This is a genomic window from Variovorax sp. MPBD4-3 (genome assembly GCF_058809745.1).
The window spans coordinates 1-18,320 of the sequence record NZ_JBXASW010000038.1; the positions used below are offsets into that span (position 1 = coordinate 1).

The window sequence follows — 18,320 nt, forward strand, 5'->3', positions numbered from 1 at the left end:
GGTGGCGGCTGGGGCGGTGGTCTGGGTGGCGGTGGCGGCTTCAGCCGTGGTGGCGGAGGCGGTGGCTTCAGCTCCGGCGGCGGCGGCAACTTCGGCGGCGGCGGCGCGTCGGGCAACTGGTGAACACGATGACGACCGAAGCCACCCTTTTCACCAGGCTCGGCCGCATCTGGCGCCATCGCTGGATTGACGAAGCCGAGGTTCGCCGCGCCCTGCCCGACGAGGCCATGCAGCGCCTCACGGGCCGCGTGGCCGCGAGCGAGCGCCGCCACAGCGGCGAGATCCGCATCTGCATCGAAGCCGGCCTGCCGATGTCGTACCTGTGGCGCCACGCCTCGGTGCGCGAGCGCGCCGTCATGCTGTTCGGCAAGCTGCGTGTTTGGGACACCGCGCACAACAACGGCGTGCTGATCTACCTGCTGCTGGCCGAGCATGCGATCGAAATCGTGGCCGACCGGGGCATCCATTCGCGCGTCGACACCGCGGCGTGGACCGCGATGATGCAGCGCATGAGCGCGGCCTTCCGCGAAGGGCGCTTCGAGGACGGGCTCACGCAGGCGCTCGAGGAGATTTCGGCGCTGCTGGTCGAGCACTTTCCGCTGGGCGAAGGCGAACTCGACGTGAACGAGTTGCCGGACGAGCCGGTCGTGCTCTGAGGCTTTCTTTCTCCCTCCCCCTCTGGGGGAGGGCCGGGGTGGGGGCAAGCGGCAATCGATGAAGCACCGCGCAAGAACCAGCGCCGCCTGCCCCCATCCCTACCTTCCCCCAGAGGGGGAAGGAGAAAACTTCACTCCGACGCGGGCAGGGCCCAGACGACCGAACCGCCCACCGCGTGGAAGCGCCGCCCCGGCGCACGCTCCATCAGCCATCCGCCTGTGAACTCGCCAAAGGCAGGCAGCACCGCCTGCCCCGCCTCGCTCACGAAGCAAGGCAGCCGCACCCTGTCGCGCCCCGGCCCATGCAGCCGGCACACCGGGTGCAGGTGCCCCGCGAGCACGAAATGCGTGGCATGCGGCTGCGGATGGTGGCAGCAGGCAAACGGGCCCATCAGGTGCGGCTCATCCACCACCTCGATGCCCAGCGCTTCGGGCGGGTCTCCAGCGCGGCTGTCGTGGTTGCCGCGCACCAGCGTCATCGCGATGCCCGCATGGCGTTCGCGCCAGGCCTGCACGCCGGCGAGTACCGTGCGCGCCTGCGCCGCATGCAGGAAGTCGCCCAGGAACACGATGCGCCGGGGGCTCCACCGCGCGATCAGCGCATCGAGCCGCGCGAGGTTCTCCTGCGTGGTGCCGCCCGGCACCGGCTGGCCCAGCGCGCGGTAGGTCGCGGCCTTGCCCAGGTGCAGGTCGGCCACGAAGAGCACGCCCGCGGCGGGCCACCACAGCGCCCGTTCGGGCAGCAGGTGGAGCAGTTCACCTGCCCAGCGGACAGTGGAGGTGGTCGATTCGGAGGATTCTGCGAGCGTCACGGCCGGCAAGTTTCGCAAAAGACGCCTTGCCCGGCGCGCGTCTTGCAATTGGCCCCTGCGGCCCCCAGTTCTTGCGCATGACCGAATCGACTTCGCTGCACATCGTCTGCCCGCACTGCCACACGACCAACCGCGTGCGCGCGGACCAGCTGGGCAGCGCGCCCGACTGCGGCAGCTGCCACCGCCCGCTGTTCGCCGGCCATTCGACCGCGCTGCCCGACGAGGCCACCTTCGATCGCCACATCGCGCGCAACGAGATCCCGGTGCTGGTCGACTTCTGGGCGCCGTGGTGCGGTCCGTGCCGCCAGATGGCGCCGGGCTACGAGCAGGCCGCGGCCCAGCTCGAGCCGAAGGTGCGGCTGGCCAAGGTCGACACGGAGGCGGTGCGCTCGCTGGGCGCGCGCTTCAACATCCGCAGCATCCCCACGCTGGCGCTGTTCAAGGGCGGCCGAGAGGTCGCGCGGCAGGCCGGCGCCATGGGCGCGGCGGACATCGTGCGCTGGGTGAAGGCGCACGGCGCCGGCTAGGCAACGGCCTTTCACCAGGCCCTCACAGCGGCGGCAGCGGGCGTGAAGGCCGCCTGCGTTCGCGCCGCGGCGCCGGCGGCTTGCCCGCGCCTTCCTGGCCGAACGCCATCGTGCGCTTCACGCGGTCGATGCCGCCGGCCGTCACCGCGCCGCCCGCGGCTTTCTCCAGTTGCTCGACCATGCGCGCGATGCGGTCGGCCACGTTCTCGTTCGACAGCTTCTCGCGGAACAGCTCGACCATCAGCGGGAACGAGAACGGCGTGGGCCGCGCGATCGGCTTGAGCACCAGCTGCTGCCCGGCCATGCGGGTGAGGCTGGCGCGCAGACGGCCGATCTCCAGCTCCTGCGCCAGCAGTTCCTGTTCGGCCTGCTGCAGCAGCCGGTTGCCGGGGTCGTACTTGCGGAACACCTCCCAGAACAGCGAGGACGAGGCCTGCAGCTGCCTGCTGCTGCGCTTCTCGCCCGGGTAGCCCTGGAAGATCAGGCCCGACACGCGCGCGATCTCGCGAAAGCGGCGCTGCGCGAGCTCGCCGGCGTTGAGCGATGCGAGCACTTCGTGCAGCAACACCGCGCGCGCGTCTTCACCCTCGCCATTGCCTTCGCCGCTGCCTTTAGGCAGGCGCAGCACCTGCGGCAGCAGCGTCGGCCAGTCGACCTCGGTCGCGCTCAGCAGCTCGAAGCCGTAGTCGTTGACCGCGATGGAAAAGGTGCGCGCCTCATGCTGCGCGACGCGCCAGGCCAGCAGGCTCGCGAGCCCCAGGTGCACATGCCGCCCGGCGAACGGATACAGGAACAGGTGCGAGCCCTCGCGCGTGGTCAGCGTCTCGGCCAGCAGCGTCTGCGGCGTGGGCAGCGCGGACCAATGCTGCTGGATCTCCAGCAGCGGGCGCACGCATTGCAGCTCGGGCGAGCCGTAGGCACCGTCGCCGGCCAGCGCCAGCTGCTGCACCACCGCGTCGGCCAGCGTGTTCGACAGCGGCATGCGTCCGCCGTTCCAGCGCGGCACGGCAGGCCGCTTGCCGCTGGCGCGCCGCACCCAGGCCGTCATGTCGTGGATGCGCACGAGTTCGAGCAGCCGGCCGCCGAACAGGAAGCAGTCGCCGGGCTTCATGCGCGCGACGAAACCCTCTTCGACGCTGCCGATCTTCGCGCCGCCGACGAACTGCACCGACATGCTCGCGTCGCTCACGATGGTGCCGATGTTCATGCGGTGCCGCCGCGCGAGCCGCGCATCGGGCACGCGCCACACGCCCTCGGCGTCGGGCACGGCGCGGCGGTAGTCGGGGTAGGCCGAGAGCGAAGCGCCGCCCTGCGAGACGAAGTCGAGGCACCACTGCCAGTTCTCCCGCGAAAGCTCTTCGTAGGCGGCCGTGCCGCGCACTTCGGCGTACAGGTCGTCGGGCACGAAGCCGCCGCCGAGCGCCACCGTCACCAGGTGCTGCACCAGCACGTCCAGCGGCTGGTCGGGCGAACGGCGTGACTCGATGTGCCCCTCGGCAATGGCCGCGCGCGCGGCCGCGCCCTCGACCATCTCGATGCTGTGCGTGGGCACGAGCGTGATGCGCGACGGCCGCCCCGGCGCATGGCCCGAGCGCCCCGCGCGCTGCAGCAGCCGCGCCACGCCCTTGGGCGAGCCGATCTGCAGCACGCGCTCGACCGGCAGGAAGTCCACGCCCAGGTCGAGGCTCGATGTGCAGACCACCGCCTTCAGCTCGCCGCTCTTCAGGCCCAGCTCGACCCACTCGCGCACCTCGCGGTCGAGCGAGCCGTGGTGCAGCGCGATCAGGCCCGCCCAATCGGGCCGGGCCTCCAGCAGGGCCTGGTACCAGATCTCCGACTGCGAGCGCGTGTTGGTGAAGACCAGCGTGGTCTTGCTCGCGGCGATTTCCCCTATCACCTGCGGCAGCATCGTGAGGCCCAGGTGGCCGCCCCACGGAAAGCGCTCCGCGCGGCCGGGCAGCAGCGAATCGATGACGAGCTTCTTGGGCACCTGGCCCTGCACCAGCACGCCTTCGTCATGGCCCAGCAGCACGTGCATGGCCTCGCGCAGGTTGCCCAGCGTGGCCGACATGCCCCAGATCGCGATGCCCGGGTTCCAGCGCCTGAGCCGGGCGAGCGCAAGCTGCACCTGCACGCCGCGCTTGTTGCCGAGCAGCTCGTGCCATTCATCGACCACCGCCATCCGCACGCCGCCCAGCACCTGGCTCGCATCGGCGCGCGCCAGCAGCAGCGAGAGGCTTTCGGGCGTGGTGACGAGCACGCTGGGCAGGCGCTGGTTCTGCGCGCTGCGCTCGCTGGAGGACGTGTCGCCGCTGCGCGCTCCGGTGCTCCAGGGATGTACCTCGGCGCCCAGTGCTTCGAGCGGCTGCTGCAGCGCGCGCAGCGTGTCGGCCGCGAGCGCGCGCATCGGGGTGAGCCACAGCACGGTGAGCGGCAGGGGTGCGGGGCGGGCTGTTTCCTTTCGGGGCTGCGAGAAGGCCTGCAGCGCGCCGAGCCAGACGGCGTAGGTCTTGCCCGCGCCGGTGGTGGCATGCAGCAGGCCGGACTGGCCTTGTGCGATCGCCTTCCAGACGTCGCGCTGGAACTTGAAAGGCTTCCAGCCGCGCGCGGTGAACCATGCATCGAGCGCAGCCTTGACCTTTGTCCTGCTCCTTCCCCCGCCGGGGGAAGGGAGAAACTTCTCGGGGTCCGGCCTGGTGCTCATGCCGGCAGCAACGCGGCAAGCGTCTGCAAGGTATCGGCCTCCTCCACCGGCTTGTCTTCACGCCACCGCAGCATGCGCGGAAAGCGCACCGCGATGCCGCTCTTGTGGCGGGTGCTGCGCGCGATGCCCTCGAAGCCCAGCTCGAACACCAGCGTCGGCTTCACGCTCTTCACCGGGCCGAAGGTTTCCACGGTGGTCTTGCGGATGATCGCGTCCACGCGCGCCATTTCGGCGTCGGTGAGGCCCGAGTAAGCCTTGGCAAAGGGCACGAGCCTGCGGTCCTCCTGACCGGGCGGGCCGTCCCACACAGCGAAGGTGTAGTCGCTGTACAGGCTCGCCCTGCGGCCATGGCCGCGCTGCGCGTAGATCAGCACGGCGTCGATGCTCAATGGGTCGATCTTCCACTTCCACCACACGCCGACATCCTTGGTGCGGCCCACGCCGTACTGAGCGTCGCGGCGCTTGAGCATCATGCCTTCGACACCCATGGCGCGCGCGGCTTCGCGCTGCGTGGACAGATCGTTCCAGTCGACGCCCGTGAGCATCGGGCTGGGCAGCAGCGAAGGGTGCTGCATGCGCGCGACCAGTTCGTCGAGCAGCGCCCGGCGTTCCGACTGCGGCAGCGCGCGCAGGTCCCGGCCTTCCCACTCGAGAAGGTCGTAGGCCAGCAGCACGACCGGGATGTCGCGCAGCAGCTTGGCGCCGAGCGTCTTGCGGCCGATGCGCTTCTGCAGCTCCGCAAAGGGCTGCACCTTGCCGTCGCGCCATACCGCGATCTCGCCGTCGAGCACGGTGCCGTCGGGCAGGGCCTCGCCGAGCACCGCGAGTTCGGGGAATCGCTCCGTCACCAGCTCCTCGCCGCGCGACCACACCCATGGCACGCCCGCACGCTTGACCAGTTGCGCACGGATGCCGTCCCACTTCCATTCCACGATCCAGCCGGAAGGCGGGCCGAGCACGGCGTCGAACTGCTCCACCGGCAGGTTGAACGGATGCGCAAGGAAGAACGGGTACGGCTGCCCGCTGGTCTTCTGCACCTGCTCCATGCCCGACTCGGGTGCGATGAGCGCCTGGTAGTCGTCCGGATGCGGCCGCGCGCCGATGTGCGTGTAGCCCATGAGCCGCTGCGCGACGCGCTTGGGGTCGATGCCGCCGACGGCCGCCAGCGCCTGCGTGACCTGCAGCTTCGACACGCCCACGCGGAACGCGCCGGTAATGAGCTTGAAGTACACGAGCCGCTCTTCGGCCGCGAGCTGGCGCCACTGCGCGCGCAGGCGGTCGGCCAGTTGCTCGGGCGAAGTCTTCGCCGCATCGCGCAGCGGCAGCAGGTGCTGCTCGACCCAGTCCGCGAGCCCGAGGTCATGCACCTCGCTGGGGGGCGGCAGCAGCAGCGCGATGGTTTCCGCGAGGTCGCCAACCGCGTCGTAGCTTTCGTCGAACAGCCACTCCGGCAGGCCCGCGGCTTCCTGCGCGAGCAGGCGCAGCAGCTTGGTGGGCACCAGCTGGCGCGGCTTGCCGCCGGCCAGGAAGTACACGGCCCATGCGGCATCGGCCGCGTCGGCCTCGCGCAGGTAGCGCTGCAGCGCGGCCTGCTTGGCGAGGTTCGAGGTGCTGGCGTCGAGCTCGCGGTAGAGCGCGGCAAAGGCTTTCATGCGTTCGCTCCCTCCCCCGCCGGGGGAAGGCCGGGATGGCGGCCGTCGGCGGCTCCGTCGGGTGCCGCCTGGTCGTCTTCATCGCCGTACTCGGTCTTGAAGCCCTGCGCATCCAGCCCGTTCTCCGTCAGCCACCGCACCATCACCTGCACGCTGCCATGCGTGACGAACACGCGCTGCGCGCCCGTGCCGGCGATCGCCTTCTGCAGCCCGGGCCAGTCCGCGTGATCCGACATCACGAAGCCGCGGTCCACGCCGCGCCGCCTGCGCGTGCCACGCAGCTGCATCCATCCGCTGGCGAACGCATCGGCATAGTTGCCGAAGCGGCGCATCCACGGCGTGCCCTGCGCCGACGGCGGGGCCAGCACCAGCGCGCGCTTGAGCAGTGCCGCGTCGACACCTTCGTCGCTCACGCGCAGCGTCGGCGGCAGCGCCACGCCCGCCGCGCGGTACACGGCATTGAGCGGCTCCACCGCCCCGTGCACCACGATCGGCCCGATGCTCGCGTCCACCCCGTGCAGGATGCGCTGCGCCTTGCCGAAGGCATAGCAGAACAGCACCGAAGCGCGCCCCGCCTCGGCATTGGCGCGCCACCATGCGTCGATCTCCGCGAACAGCGCGGCATGCGTGGGCCAGCGGTAGATCGGCAGGCCGAAGGTGGATTCGGTGATGAAGGTGTCGCAAGCCACCGGCTCGAAGGGGGTGCAGGTGCCGTCGGGCTCGGTCTTGTAGTCGCCCGAGGCCACCCACACGCGCCCGCCGTGCTCGAGCCGCACCTGCGCCGAGCCCAGCACGTGGCCGGCCGGGTGGAGGGAGACGCGCACGCCGTGGTGCGTGATGGCTTCGCCGTAGGGCAGCGTCTGCAGGTCGATGTCGGCGCCCAGCCGGGTGCGCAGGGTGCCAGCGCTGTCGGTGTGGGCCAGGTAGTGCCCATGCCCCGTGCGTGCGTGGTCCGAATGGGCGTGGGTGATGACGGCGCGCGCCACCGGCCGCCAGGGGTCGATGTAGAAATCGCCCGGCGGGCAGTACAGGCCCTCGGGCCGGGCGACGACGAGATCTTCTTGCTGCGTTGCGGGCATGGCACGCCATCGTAGGCGCAGCCTGCGCCGCCCGGCGCCGAACGTCAGCCGCGAAGCGCTGTGGGCCGGCGCCTACCCGCCGGCCTGCCCCGCAGGCTCCGTCAGGGCCGCTTGGGCCGGTTGTTCATCATGTCGATGACGTTCATCTTCATGCCGTTGGGCATGACCATGTCGCCGGGCTTCTGGTCGGCCTTGCAGGGGCCGACCCACCTGGCCTCGATCACGCTGGTGCCTTCGGCGCGGCCCATGAGCGGCGGGTTGTAGCTCGATTTGCTTTCCATGCGGTAGGCCGAGTTGAAGTCGCCGCTCATCACCGCATGCGAGGTGGCGGTGGAGTTGCCGATCTTGCACACGGAGTCCATCACCAGCTTGCCGCCGTCGAGCCGCAGCTCCTGCTTCGAGCACATTTCCTTGCCCATGCCCTGGCCCATTTCGCGCAGCGACTTGTCGCTGGCCGCGTCGATGCACTGCTGCATGGTGTGGCCCGGGCCCTTGCCGCCGTCGCCGGTCTGGATCTCCCACAGGCCGGGCTTGCGCGCCGGATAGTCGAGCGCGAACGCGGGCATGGCGATGGCAGCCGCGGCAAGGCAGGCTGCAGCGGCGGCGGACGGGCGAATCTTCATGGCAAGGCTCCGCATCGGATGGACAACGACGATGCCGGATTTGTACCGCGCGCCCGGTGGCGGCGGAATACCGCGATCGGCCTACGCCGCACGCGCATGCACCGCCGCCGCGGCCGGCTCCCGCTGCCGCGTGGCCACGCCGAGCGCGACACCCAGCGCAAGGCCGCCCAGCACGTCGACCAGCACATGCTGGCGCACCGCCATCGTCGAATAGACGATGCCCGCGGCCCACGCCACGTTGACGACGCGCAGCCATGCCGGCGCGCCCGCATCGCGCAACTGCCGCGCGAGCATGACGCAGGCGAACACCGAGAACGACACATGCAGCGACGGAAAGGCATTGCCCGCCGAATCGACCATCTTCAGGAACTGCAGCGAAGTGCCCGGCGTGGTGGCGACCGCGAAATTGGGAATGGCCGTGGGCATGAACCAGAACACGAGCAGCGCCAGCAAGGTCATCGCCGCGCAGCCGAGGGAGAAGCGCGTCAGCTCGCGCATGTCCTTGGCCAGCAGCACCGGCAGCGCGATGTAGCCCCACAGCGAGAGATACACCGGCAGCAGCGCCGGCCAGAAGGCGATGGCGCGGTCGAAGGCGGTGAGCGGCAGCACCCAGGCCTGGCCCGCGTTCTTCGCGATCCAGAAGTACAGCGGGAAGAAGCCGAGCGTGGCGACCGTGTTGCCCACCAGCTTCAGCGGGAACAGCGTGATGCAGCGCCGCCAGAGCGCCGCGGGCCAGGTCTGCGTGGCCGGGCGCGAGGCGCCGGTGTTGTCGGTGATGGTGGATGTCATGGAAGCCCGCGGCAGCGCGCATGCGCTACCAGGGCGTCCACTTTAATTCGCTTTGCGCGGATGCCACCGTGCGTTCGATGAAGCGCACGCCGCGCGCGCCGTCTTCCACGCGCGGATAGTCGGCAGCCAGCGGGTCGGCCGCACGGCCTTCGAGACGGGCGCGGATGTCCGCCGCCACGCCGGCATACACGTTGGCGAAGGCCTCGATGAAGCCTTCGGGGTGCCCCGCCGGCAGCCGGCTCGCGCGTTGCGCGGCCTCGCACAGCCAGGGCGCGCCGCGCGTCAGCACGCGCCTGGGTCCGTCGTGCGGCAGGTGCTGCAACTGGCTGGGCTGCTCCTGGTGCCATTCGAGCGTGCCCCGCGTGCCGGAGATGCGCAGGCGCAGGTCGTTCTCCAGCCCCGTGCTGATCTGCGAGGCCACCAGCACGCCGCGCGCGCCGCCCTTGAAGCGCAGCAGCAGGCTGCCGTCATCGTCGAGCATGCGGCCCGGAACCAGCGCGCTGAGGTCGGCGCAGAGGCTTTCGATCTCCAGGCCGGTGACGCTGGCCACGAGGTTCTCGGCATGCGAGCCGATGTCGCCGATGGCCCCGGCCGCGCCGCTGCGCGCGGGGTCGGTGCGCCAGTCGGCCTGCTTGTTGGTGCCGCCTTCGACATGGCTGGCAAGCCAGCCCTGGTTGTATTCGACGACGACCTTGCGCACTTCGCCGATCTGGCCCGACCGCACCATCTCGCGGGCCTGCCGCACCATCGGGTAGCCGGTGTAGTTGTAGGTGACGCCGAACACCGTGCCCCGCTTCGCGACGGTGGCGACCAGCGCATCGGCCTGCTCGCGCGTGTGCACCAGCGGCTTGTCGCACACCACGTGGAAGCCGGCGTCGGCAAAGGCCTGCGCCACCGGAAAGTGCACGTGGTTGGGCGTGACGATCGACACGAAGTCGATCCGTTCGTCAGCGGGCCGCTTCAGCTCGTCGGCCAGCAGCGACTGCCAGTCGCCGTGGTTGCGGCCGTCGGCCAGGCCGAGGTCGCGGCCCGAGGCGCGCGCCTTGTCGGGGCTCGACGACAGCGCCCCCGCCACGAGCTCGATCTGGCCGTCGAGCGCCATGGCCTTGCGGTGCACGGCGCCGATGAAGGCGTCGCGGCCGCCGCCGACCATGGCGTAGCGGAGCTTGCGTGGAGCGATCTCGATCACCTCAGAACGGCGAGTTGGGGTGGTAGAACTCTTTGGCGTTTTCCTTCGTGATCAGCACCGAAGGAATGATCGTCGTCGCCGGCAGCTTCTCGCCCTTCAGGCGCGCTTCGGCCGTGAGCTTGATCGCGTCGTAGATGAACTTGGGCGAATAGCTCACGTCGGCCGTGATGCGCGGGTCCTTGCCGTCCATGATGGTCTTGACCATGTCCTTCGCGCCGGCGCCGCCGAACACGATCTTGATGTCGTCGCGCTTGGCCTGCGAGATGGCCTTGAGCACGCCCACGGCCATGTCGTCGTCGGCGGCCCAGATGGCGTCGATGTTCTTGAAACGGGTGAGGTAGTCCTGCGTGACCTTGAAGGCGTCGTCGCGGTTCCAGTTGGCGTACTTGGCGTCCAGCAGCTTGATGTCGGGGCTGCCCTTGAGCACGGCGTTGAAGGCGTCCATGCGCTCGTTGTCGAGCGTGGTCGCAATGCCGCGCAGCGCCACCACGTTGCCCTTGCCGTTGAGCTGCTTCACGATGTACTCGGCCGGGATCTTGCCGAAGGCGGTGTTGTCGCCGGCCACATAGGCATCCTGCGCGCTGGTGTCGGTGAGGCCGCGGTCGACCACGGTCACATAGGCGCCCTTGGCCTTGACCTGCGCGACCGGCTTGGTCAGCGCGGCGGATTCGAACGGGAACACGACCAGCGCATTGATCTTGGTCACCGTCGACAGGTCTTGCAGCTGGTTGGCCTGCTCGGGCGCGTTGGCTGCCGTCTTGATCGTGATCTTCAGGTCCTTGTGTTCCTTCTCGAGGTCCTTCTTCGCCTGGTTGGCCCAGTAGTTGATGCCGCCCATGAAGCTGTGCGTGGCCGCGGGAATCGAAACGCCGAGGTTGACCTTCTCTGCGGCGAGCGCGGGCAGGCTGGCGAAGGCTGCGGCGGCAACGGCCGTGAGCGCGAGGCGTCTGGTGAAAGTTGTCATGCTGGATGTCTCCTCTTGGTGGATGGAACGGAACGGGAACGGAACTAGCGCCGGCCGCGCTGCAGGAACGCGACGATGATGATCACGAAGCCCTGCACCGCGGCATTCAGGTACACGCTGATGATGCTGGTGAGGTTCAGGATGTTGCTGATGACCGAGAGCAGGATCGCGCCCACCACCGTGCCGGTGATGCTGCCCGCGCCGCCCTTGAGCGCGGTGCCGCCGACGATCACCGCGGCAATGGCTTCCAGCTCCCACAGCAGGCCGGTGGTCGGCGAGGCCGAGCCCAGGCGCGGCACGTAGAGCAGCGTGGCGATGCCCACGCACACGCCGAGCAGCACGTAGGTCATGATCTTCACGCGGTCGACGTCCACGGCCGCGTAGCGCGCCACCTGCTCGTTCGAGCCGATGGCCTGCACGTAGCGCCCGTAGGCCGTGCGGTTCAATATGACGCCGCCGATGATCGCGACGATCACGAACACCCACACCGGCACCGGAATGCCCGCGAGGCTGGCGTAGTACACCGGCGCGTACAGGTCCGACAGTTCGTTGTCGAGCGTGAGCGCGCCGCCGTCCGCAAAGTAGGTGAGGTACGCGCGGAAGATGCCCAGCGTGCCCAGCGTCACGATGAAGGGCTCGATGCGCCCCTTGGTGATGAGCAGGCCGTGCGCAAGGCCGAACACGGCACCCAGCACGATGGCCAGCACCGCGCCCATCACCACCGCCAGCAGCGGCGAGCCCGATGCCGGGCCGGCCCAGTTGATGAACATGATCACGCTGCCCGCGATGAGCGCGGCCATCGAGCCCACCGACAGGTCGATGCCGCCCGAGATGATCACGAAGCACATGCCCACCGCGATGATGCCGATGAAGGCCGTGCGCGTGAGCACGTTCATCGCGTTGTCGACGGTCGCGAAGTCGCTGTTGAGCAGCGTGCCGGCAATGCAAAGCAGCACCAGGCCGATGACCGGGCCGAGGCCGTGCAGGCGCTCGGTCCAGCGCGGCTTTGCCTCGCTGCGGTGCTGCTGCTGCGCGGCTTCAAGCGTGCGCGGCGGTGGTGTCTGCTGTTCCGGTGGCATGAGCGATGAGCTCCTCTTCTGTCAAATGGTCCGCGTCGAGCGTGGCGACCAGCTTTCCGGCGCGCATCACCGCCACGCGGTGGCACAGGCCGATCAGCTCCATCAGTTCCGACGAGACGACGATCACCGCGAGCCCTTCGCGGGCCAGTCGCTGGATCAGGAAATAGATGTCGCGCTTGGCGCCCACGTCCACGCCGCGCGTGGGCTCGTCGAGCACCACCACCTTCGGCTGCGGCTGCAGCACCTTGGCGAGCGCGAGCTTCTGCTGGTTGCCGCCCGACAGCGACGAGGCCTTGACCTCGAGCGAGCCGGTGCGGATGCCGTAGTCCTTCACCGCCCCGGCCAGCGCGCCGCGTTCGGCTTCGGGCTTGAGCCAGGGCTGCGCATAGCGCTCGAGCGCCATCAGCGTGAGGTTCTGCCGCAGGCCGAAGTTGACGTGCAGGCCCTTGCCCTTGCGGTCTTCGCTCAGATAGGTGAGGCCGTGCTTCGCCGCGTCGCGCGGGTTGCGCCAGCCCTTGCTGCCGGGCACGGGCCTGCCGAGCATCTCGACGCTGCCGCTCGCGGGGCGAAGGCCGAGCAGGCCTTCGAAGAGCTCGGTGCGGCCCGCGCCCACGAGGCCCGCGAAACCGAGGATCTCGCCGGGGCGCACCTCGAAGCTCACGTCTTGCGCCCAGCCGGGCACATTGAAATTTCGCACGCGCATGGCGGGCGCATCGGCGGCCACCACCACGTCGCGCGGCGGGTACAGATCGGCCAGCTCGCGGCCCACCATGAGGTTGGCCATCTGCTGGCGCGTGACCTCGGGCGTGGGCGCGCGCGCGACGAAGCGGCCGTCGCGCATGACGATCACCTCGTCGGTTACCTGCTCCACCTCGTCGAGCTTGTGCGAGATGTAGACGATGGTCACGCCATCGGCGCGCAACTGTGCGATGAGCTTGAACAGCCGCTCGGTCTCGCCGGGCGTGAGCGTGGCGGTGGGTTCGTCCATCACGAGCAGGCGCGCGCGCCGGGCAATGGCCTTCGCGATCTCGACGAGCTGCTTCTCGGCGACGATGAGCTTTCGCACCTTGGTGCGCGGATCGATGTTCAGCCCGACGGCGGCGAGCGCGGCGGCGGCTTCGCGTTCCATCGAGGCGTCGTCGAGCAGCCAGCCTTTCTTCTTCTCGTGGCCCAGGAAGATGTTCTGCGCCACGCTCAGGTCTTCCGCGAGGTTGAACTCCTGGTGGATCAGCACGATGCCCAGCGCCTCGGCATTGCGCGAGCTGCCGAACTGCTGCGGCTGGCCGTTGATGCGCAGCGTGCCGCCGGTGAGCTGCTCGTAGCCGGCAAGAATCTTCATCAGCGTCGACTTGCCCGCGCCGTTCTCGCCGAGCAGGCCGTATACGCGACCGGGCGCGAGCGCAAAGCTCACGCCGTGCAGCACCTGCACCGGGCCGAAGGCCTTGACCACGCCGTCGAACTCGACGGCGACGCTGCCCTTGTTGCTTGGCGTACTGCCGCTCATGGCGCCACTCCGCGGACCTTCAGGGTCTCGTGCATCGCGAGCACGCCGGCGCCTATCAGTCCGCCTTGCATGCCCAGCGGCGTGTACTGGATTTCCAGGTGCCGCGTGGAGAGCGCGAGCGAGCGCTGGTACACGCTCTGGCGCACCGCCGCGAGGAACAGCGGCCCGATGCGCGTGATGCCGCCGCCGATGAACACATGCGACGGGTTGAAGAAGTTGACGACCGACGCGAGCATCTGGCCGATGAGGCTGCCCGCGCGCTGGATGATGCCGTTGGCCGCGGTGTCGCCGCCGCGGCTGGCCTGGCCGACGTCGATCGCGTCGATGCGGCCATGCACGCGCAGGCACTCGGCCAGCAGTTCGCTTTCGCCGGCCTCGGCCGCCTGCACGGCCATGCGAGTGATCGCGGGGCCGGCCGCCATGGCCTCGACGCAGCCCAGGTTGCCGCAGTGGCAGCGCGGCCCCTCCTGGTCGACGCAGATGTGGCCCACGTCGCCCGCGGAGCCGGCCGCGCCCCGGTACACCTCGCCGTGGCAGACGATGCCGCAGCCGATGCCGGTCCCGATCTTGATGACGAGGAAATTGGTCAGCGAACGCTTGAGCCTCCACAGCTCGCCGAGCGCCATGAGGTTCACGTCGTTGTCGACGAAGACGGGCGCGGCGTAGTCCTCGCGCAGGTAATCGCGGATCGAGAAGCTGTCCCACGCGGGCATCAGCGGCGGGTTCACGAGCTGGCCGATCTCGAAGTTGACGGGGCCGGGCACGCCGATGCCGATGCCGAGCACGTCGCGCGCGGCGTGGCCGCCTTGCGCCAGCAATTCGCGCATCAGCACCCGTACCCGGGCCAGCACCACGGCCGGGCCCTCGCGCACGTCGGCGGGCTCTTCATGTTGCGCAAGCACGGTGAGGTCGGGCCGCAGCACGGCCACGCCGAGGCTGGTCGCGCCGATGTCGATGCCGACCAGCACGCCGAGCCCGAAGTGCAGCTGGAGGTTTTCGGCACGCCGCCCGCCCGACGAACGCTGCAGGCCCGCTTCGGCCAGCAGCCCCTGTTCGACGAGGCCGGCGATGAGCGCATTGGCCTTGCTCTTGGAGAAGCCGAGCTGCTCGGCCATGGCATGGCGCGATCCGCCGGCCGACCAGAAGGTCGTTTCCAGCAGCCGCATTTCATCGGCGGTGATGCCGCTCCAGGGTGCCACGCGTTTGTCTCCGTGTTCTTTCTTTTGAAGTCGCCGCCCGCAACCTTCGGCTGTCGGGCGAAGGCGAATACTAGGTGCAGGCCTTCAGCCGGACAAGGCCGAACTTCGGCCAAGTTCAAACCGAAGTCGACTTGAATGGGGAAACGCCGGACGCAAAAAAGCCGCCCGGAGGCGGCTTTTCAGGAAGAGAGCCCAGGGGGGCTCCTTGATTGCTTGCTTACTTACTTCTTCTGGCGGTACTTGCGCAGCGCCGCGATCTGGGCGGCCATCACGGCCAGCTCCGATTGCGCCATCGCGATGTCGATGTCGCTCTTCGCGTTCTTCAGTGCTTCCTCAGCCGCGGCCTTGGCCTGGTTGGCCTTCTCGTCGTCGAGGTCCTTGCCGCGGATCGCGGTGTCGGACAGCACGGTCACGGCGTTGGGCTGCACTTCGAGAATGCCGCCGGCCACGAAGACGAACTCTTCGCCGCCATCGGCCATTTCGATGCGCACGGCGCCGGGGCGGATGCGCGTGATCAGCGGGGTGTGGCGCGGGTAGATGCCGAGCTCACCGGCTTCACCGGGCAGCGCGACGAACCTGGCTTCGCCCGAGAAGATCGACTCTTCCGCGCTGACCACGTCCACATGAATGGTGCCTGCCATGGTGATTCCTTCTTAAGCGACCTTCTTGGCCTTTTCGAACGCTTCGTCGATGCCGCCCACCATGTAGAACGCTTGTTCCGGCAGGTGGTCGGCTTCGCCGTTCACGATCATCTTGAAGCCACGGATGGTTTCGGCCAGCGGCACGTACTTGCCGGGCGAGCCCGTGAACACTTCGGCCACGTGGAACGGCTGCGACAGGAAACGCTGGATCTTGCGGGCGCGGGCCACGGCGAGCTTGTCGTCGGGAGCCAGTTCGTCCATGCCCAGGATCGCGATGATGTCGCGCAGTTCCTTGTAGCGCTGCAGCGTGCCTTGCACGGCGCGGGCCACGTTGTAGTGCTCTTCGCCGACCACGTTCGGGTCGAGCTGGCGCGAGGTCGAGTCCAGCGGGTCCACGGCGGGGTAGATACCGAGCGAAGCGATGTCACGCGACAGCACCACGGTCGAGTCCAAGTGGGCGAAGGTGGTGGCGGGCGACGGGTCGGTCAAGTCGTCGGCGGGAACGTAAACGGCCTGGATCGAGGTGATCGAGCCGACCTTGGTCGACGTGATCCGCTCCTGCAGGCGGCCCATTTCCTCGGCCAGCGTCGGCTGGTAGCCCACGGCGGAAGGCATGCGGCCCAGCAGAGCCGACACTTCGGTACCGGCCAGCGTGTAGCGGTAGATGTTGTCCACGAAGAACAGAACGTCACGGCCTTCGTCGCGGAACGACTCGGCGATGGTCAGGCCGGTCAGCGCCACGCGCAGACGGTTGCCCGGGGGTTCGTTCATCTGGCCGTAGACCATGGCCACCTTCGAGTCCTCGAGCTTCTCGAGGTTCACGACGCCGGAGTCGGCCATCTCGTGATAGAAGTCGTTGCCTTCGCGGGTACGTTCACCCACACCGGCGAACACCGACAGACCCGAGTGAGCCTTGGCGATGTTGTTGATGAGTTCCATCATGTTCACGGTCTTGCCCACGCCGGCGCCACCGAACAGGCCCACCTTGCCGCCCTTGGCGAACGGGCACACCAGGTCGATCACCTTGATGCCGGTTTCCAGCAGGTCTTGCGAAGGCGACAGTTCGTCGTACGCGGGAGCCTTGCGGTGGATCGAAGCGGTGAGCTCCTGGCCGACCGGGCCGCGTTCGTCGATGGGCGCGCCCAGCACGTCCATGATGCGGCCGAGCGTGGCCTTGCCGACGGGCACCGTGATGGGTGCGCCGGTGTTCGTGACGATCAGGCCGCGGCGCAGGCCGTCGGACGAGCCCAGTGCAATCGTGCGCACCACGCCGTCGCCGAGCTGTTGCTGGACTTCGAGAGTCAGCGCGCTGCCTTCGAATTTCAAGGCGTCGTACACCTTGGGCATCTGGTCACGCGGGAACTCCACGTCGACCACGGCGCCGATACATTGGACAATTTTTCCTTCAGCCATGGCGTTTCCTTCTGGATGGATCTCAATAAATTTGCGACAGGTTCTTGCAGAAGCGTCCTGGTGCCGAAACGGGCCGCTTTTGCAAGAATGCCGGACGGGCCGGCACCCTTGATTGGTTCAGTTCAGGTCAGCACTTCATTGCCGTGGCTTGCGCCGCGAATGCGTCCGAGGCGGCCTTGCAGGCCTGACCCAGCGCAGCCTTGTCGGCACCCATGGAAGCCCAGGTGGCCTTGGTCTGGTCGAGGCTTGCCTTCATCGCGTCGGCGGCTGCACCGCTTTGCGCGGAGACGCAGGTCTGCACCTTGGCCAGGTAGTCGTTGCACTCTTGCGGCAGGTCGGCCGAAGCCGTCGATGCCGCTGCGGGGGCTGCAGGCGTTGCGGCGGCGGGAGCGGGCGCGGGCGCCGCGGGTGCAGCAGCCGGAGCCGGTGCAGGCGCGGGCGCCTCTTCCTTTTTGGAGCAGGCGGTCAGAGCGGCAGCAACCGCCACCAGAGCAAGAATTTTCTTCATTTGCGCGTAGTCCCCTTGAAAGAAGGCCTTGAATCACTGTGCACGCTAGGCGCGCACGGCAGGCAATGTGGCCCGTTCCATTGCCCCGCCAACCATCAAACGCCCGCGGCGGCTGCAGCGCCGGACACGATCTCCGACAGTTCCTTGGTGATGCCGGCCTGACGGGTCTTGTTGTAGACCAGCTTCAGTTCGCTGATCACGTTGCCCGCGTTGTCCGTTGCAGCCTTCATGGCCACCATGCGCGCCGAATGCTCGGACGCCATGTTCTCGGCCACGGCCTGGTACACCAGCGATTCCACATAGCGCACCAGCAGCTCGTCGATCACGCTTTGCGCGTCGGGTTCGTAGATGTAGTCCCACGAATGGTGTCCCGACTCGGTCTGCAGCGTTTCGGCCTTGAGCGGCAGCAACTGCTCCACCATCGGCTCTTGCTTGATGGTGTTGATGAACTTCGTGTAGCACAGGTACACGGCCGACAGCTTGCCTTCCGCATAGGCGTCGAGCAGCGTCTTGACCGGCCCGATGAGCTTGTCGAGATGCGGCGTGTCGCCCAGTTGTGTCACATGGGCCACCACGCGGGCGCCGATGCGGTTCAGGAAACCCAGGCCCTTGCTGCCGATGGCCACCGACTCCACCACGTTGCCGGCCGACTGCGCTTCGCGCAGCTTGGCCGTCACTGCACGCAGCAGGTTGGTGTTCAAGCCGCCGCACAGGCCCTTGTCGCTGGTCACGATGATGAAACCGACGCCCTTGGCTTCGGTCGTCTTCATGAACGCGTGGGTGTACTCCGGATTCGCCTTGCCGAGATTGGCCGCGATGTTGCGGATTTTTTCGCTGTAGGGGCGAGCGGCGCGCATGCGTTCCTGCGCCTTGCGCATCTTGGAAACCGAGACCATTTCCATGGCCTTGGTGATCTTCTTGGTGTTTTCCACCGATTTGATCTTGCCGCGGATTTCCTTACCAGCTGCCATGAGAGCTCCT

At 68.5% G+C, this 18,320-nt stretch carries 17 protein-coding genes; 2 read left to right on the forward strand and 15 right to left on the reverse strand.

Going from position 1 to position 18,320, the window contains the following annotated elements:
* Nucleotides 1–128 precede the first annotated feature (128 nt).
* Entirely contained in the window at nucleotides 129–656 is a 528-nt protein-coding gene (locus AC1RVW_RS20310) for a TPM domain-containing protein (RefSeq protein ID WP_493202093.1), read from the forward strand.
* A gap of 131 nt (nucleotides 657–787) precedes the next feature.
* Here the strand turns inward: AC1RVW_RS20310 and pdeM are convergent, their stop codons facing one another.
* A complete protein-coding gene (gene pdeM, locus AC1RVW_RS20315) occupies nucleotides 788–1,468 on the reverse strand; it encodes a ligase-associated DNA damage response endonuclease PdeM (protein ID WP_493202095.1) in 681 nt (226 codons plus the stop codon).
* A gap of 77 nt (nucleotides 1,469–1,545) precedes the next feature.
* Here pdeM and trxC point away from each other — a divergent pair, with 77 nt between their 5' ends.
* A complete protein-coding gene (trxC, locus tag AC1RVW_RS20320; RefSeq protein WP_285413144.1) occupies nucleotides 1,546–1,995 on the forward strand; it encodes a thioredoxin TrxC in 450 nt (149 codons plus the stop codon).
* 22 nt (nucleotides 1,996–2,017) lie between these two features.
* On the opposite strand, the gene AC1RVW_RS20325 is transcribed toward trxC, so the two are convergent.
* The 14 genes from AC1RVW_RS20325 to atpG all read right to left on the reverse strand — a co-directional run bounded on the left by AC1RVW_RS20325 (nucleotide 2,018) and on the right by atpG (nucleotide 18,310).
* Nucleotides 2,018–4,699, reverse strand: a complete 2,682-nt coding sequence (locus tag AC1RVW_RS20325) for a ligase-associated DNA damage response DEXH box helicase (RefSeq protein ID WP_493202097.1) — start codon at nucleotides 4,697–4,699, stop codon at nucleotides 2,018–2,020.
* Entirely contained in the window at nucleotides 4,696–6,351 is a 1,656-nt protein-coding gene (locus AC1RVW_RS20330) for an ATP-dependent DNA ligase (protein ID WP_493202099.1), read from the reverse strand. The genes AC1RVW_RS20325 and AC1RVW_RS20330 overlap by 4 nt, the downstream gene beginning before the upstream one ends.
* Nucleotides 6,348–7,430 carry a ligase-associated DNA damage response exonuclease gene (locus AC1RVW_RS20335; RefSeq protein WP_493202101.1) on the reverse strand — a complete coding sequence of 361 codons (1,083 nt, stop codon included), beginning with the start codon at nucleotides 7,428–7,430 and terminating at the stop codon, nucleotides 6,348–6,350. Before AC1RVW_RS20335 ends, AC1RVW_RS20330 begins: the two co-directional genes overlap by 4 nt.
* A 101-nt stretch (nucleotides 7,431–7,531) precedes the next feature.
* On the reverse strand, nucleotides 7,532–8,053 hold the full coding sequence (locus tag AC1RVW_RS20340; RefSeq protein ID WP_493202103.1) for a DUF3617 domain-containing protein: 522 nt from the start codon (nucleotides 8,051–8,053) through the stop codon (nucleotides 7,532–7,534).
* An 81-nt stretch (nucleotides 8,054–8,134) separates the two neighbouring features.
* Entirely contained in the window at nucleotides 8,135–8,842 is a 708-nt protein-coding gene (locus AC1RVW_RS20345) for a phosphatase PAP2 family protein (RefSeq protein ID WP_493202105.1), read from the reverse strand.
* 25 nt (nucleotides 8,843–8,867) lie between these two features.
* The gene (locus tag AC1RVW_RS20350; RefSeq protein WP_409196308.1) at nucleotides 8,868–9,995 is read right to left on the reverse strand and encodes a Gfo/Idh/MocA family protein; all 1,128 of its coding nucleotides are present in this window, start codon (nucleotides 9,993–9,995) and stop codon (nucleotides 8,868–8,870) included.
* A gap of 37 nt (nucleotides 9,996–10,032) precedes the next feature.
* Nucleotides 10,033–10,995: a substrate-binding domain-containing protein gene (locus AC1RVW_RS20355; RefSeq protein ID WP_106936605.1), complete on the reverse strand. Its 963-nt coding sequence runs from the start codon at nucleotides 10,993–10,995 to the stop codon at nucleotides 10,033–10,035.
* A 44-nt stretch (nucleotides 10,996–11,039) separates the two neighbouring features.
* Nucleotides 11,040–12,074, reverse strand: a complete 1,035-nt coding sequence (locus AC1RVW_RS20360; RefSeq protein ID WP_106936604.1) for an ABC transporter permease — start codon at nucleotides 12,072–12,074, stop codon at nucleotides 11,040–11,042.
* Nucleotides 12,034–13,578 (reverse strand): sugar ABC transporter ATP-binding protein, encoded by a 1,545-nt coding sequence (locus AC1RVW_RS20365; protein ID WP_493202108.1) that lies wholly within the window; start codon nucleotides 13,576–13,578, stop codon nucleotides 12,034–12,036. Before AC1RVW_RS20365 ends, AC1RVW_RS20360 begins: the two co-directional genes overlap by 41 nt.
* Nucleotides 13,575–14,744: an ROK family protein gene (locus AC1RVW_RS20370; RefSeq protein WP_081266120.1), complete on the reverse strand. Its 1,170-nt coding sequence runs from the start codon at nucleotides 14,742–14,744 to the stop codon at nucleotides 13,575–13,577. Before AC1RVW_RS20370 ends, AC1RVW_RS20365 begins: the two co-directional genes overlap by 4 nt.
* 254 nt (nucleotides 14,745–14,998) lie before the next feature.
* On the reverse strand, nucleotides 14,999–15,418 hold the full coding sequence (locus tag AC1RVW_RS20375; protein ID WP_081266093.1) for a F0F1 ATP synthase subunit epsilon: 420 nt from the start codon (nucleotides 15,416–15,418) through the stop codon (nucleotides 14,999–15,001).
* A 12-nt stretch (nucleotides 15,419–15,430) separates the two neighbouring features.
* Entirely contained in the window at nucleotides 15,431–16,831 is a 1,401-nt protein-coding gene (gene atpD, locus AC1RVW_RS20380) for a F0F1 ATP synthase subunit beta (RefSeq protein WP_081266094.1), read from the reverse strand.
* A gap of 127 nt (nucleotides 16,832–16,958) precedes the next feature.
* Nucleotides 16,959–17,339, reverse strand: coding sequence for a hypothetical protein (locus AC1RVW_RS20385; RefSeq protein ID WP_285413152.1), 381 nt, complete (start codon nucleotides 17,337–17,339; stop codon nucleotides 16,959–16,961).
* Nucleotides 17,340–17,434: 95 nt separating this feature from the next.
* The gene (gene atpG, locus AC1RVW_RS20390) at nucleotides 17,435–18,310 is read right to left on the reverse strand and encodes a F0F1 ATP synthase subunit gamma (RefSeq protein ID WP_081266096.1); all 876 of its coding nucleotides are present in this window, start codon (nucleotides 18,308–18,310) and stop codon (nucleotides 17,435–17,437) included.
* Nucleotides 18,311–18,320 lie beyond the last annotated feature (10 nt).

Coding starts and splice junctions, on each gene's coding strand:
- AC1RVW_RS20350 (WP_409196308.1), bottom strand. CDS start 9,995: ATGGTCGGCGGCGGCCGCGACGCCTTCATCGGCGCCGTGCACCGCAAG.
- AC1RVW_RS20360 (WP_106936604.1), bottom strand. CDS start 12,074: ATGCCACCGGAACAGCAGACACCACCGCCGCGCACGCTTGAAGCCGCG.
- trxC (WP_285413144.1), top strand. CDS start 1,546: ATGACCGAATCGACTTCGCTGCACATCGTCTGCCCGCACTGCCACACG.
- AC1RVW_RS20340 (WP_493202103.1), bottom strand. CDS start 8,053: ATGAAGATTCGCCCGTCCGCCGCCGCTGCAGCCTGCCTTGCCGCGGCT.
- atpG (WP_081266096.1), bottom strand. CDS start 18,310: ATGGCAGCTGGTAAGGAAATCCGCGGCAAGATCAAATCGGTGGAAAAC.
- AC1RVW_RS20325 (WP_493202097.1), bottom strand. CDS start 4,699: ATGAGCACCAGGCCGGACCCCGAGAAGTTTCTCCCTTCCCCCGGCGGG.
- AC1RVW_RS20355 (WP_106936605.1), bottom strand. CDS start 10,995: ATGACAACTTTCACCAGACGCCTCGCGCTCACGGCCGTTGCCGCCGCA.
- AC1RVW_RS20330 (WP_493202099.1), bottom strand. CDS start 6,351: ATGAAAGCCTTTGCCGCGCTCTACCGCGAGCTCGACGCCAGCACCTCG.
- AC1RVW_RS20375 (WP_081266093.1), bottom strand. CDS start 15,418: ATGGCAGGCACCATTCATGTGGACGTGGTCAGCGCGGAAGAGTCGATC.
- AC1RVW_RS20335 (WP_493202101.1), bottom strand. CDS start 7,430: ATGCCCGCAACGCAGCAAGAAGATCTCGTCGTCGCCCGGCCCGAGGGC.
- AC1RVW_RS20385 (WP_285413152.1), bottom strand. CDS start 17,339: ATGAAGAAAATTCTTGCTCTGGTGGCGGTTGCTGCCGCTCTGACCGCC.
- AC1RVW_RS20365 (WP_493202108.1), bottom strand. CDS start 13,578: ATGAGCGGCAGTACGCCAAGCAACAAGGGCAGCGTCGCCGTCGAGTTC.
- AC1RVW_RS20310 (WP_493202093.1), top strand. CDS start 129: ATGACGACCGAAGCCACCCTTTTCACCAGGCTCGGCCGCATCTGGCGC.
- AC1RVW_RS20370 (WP_081266120.1), bottom strand. CDS start 14,744: ATGCGGCTGCTGGAAACGACCTTCTGGTCGGCCGGCGGATCGCGCCAT.
- AC1RVW_RS20345 (WP_493202105.1), bottom strand. CDS start 8,842: ATGACATCCACCATCACCGACAACACCGGCGCCTCGCGCCCGGCCACG.
- atpD (WP_081266094.1), bottom strand. CDS start 16,831: ATGGCTGAAGGAAAAATTGTCCAATGTATCGGCGCCGTGGTCGACGTG.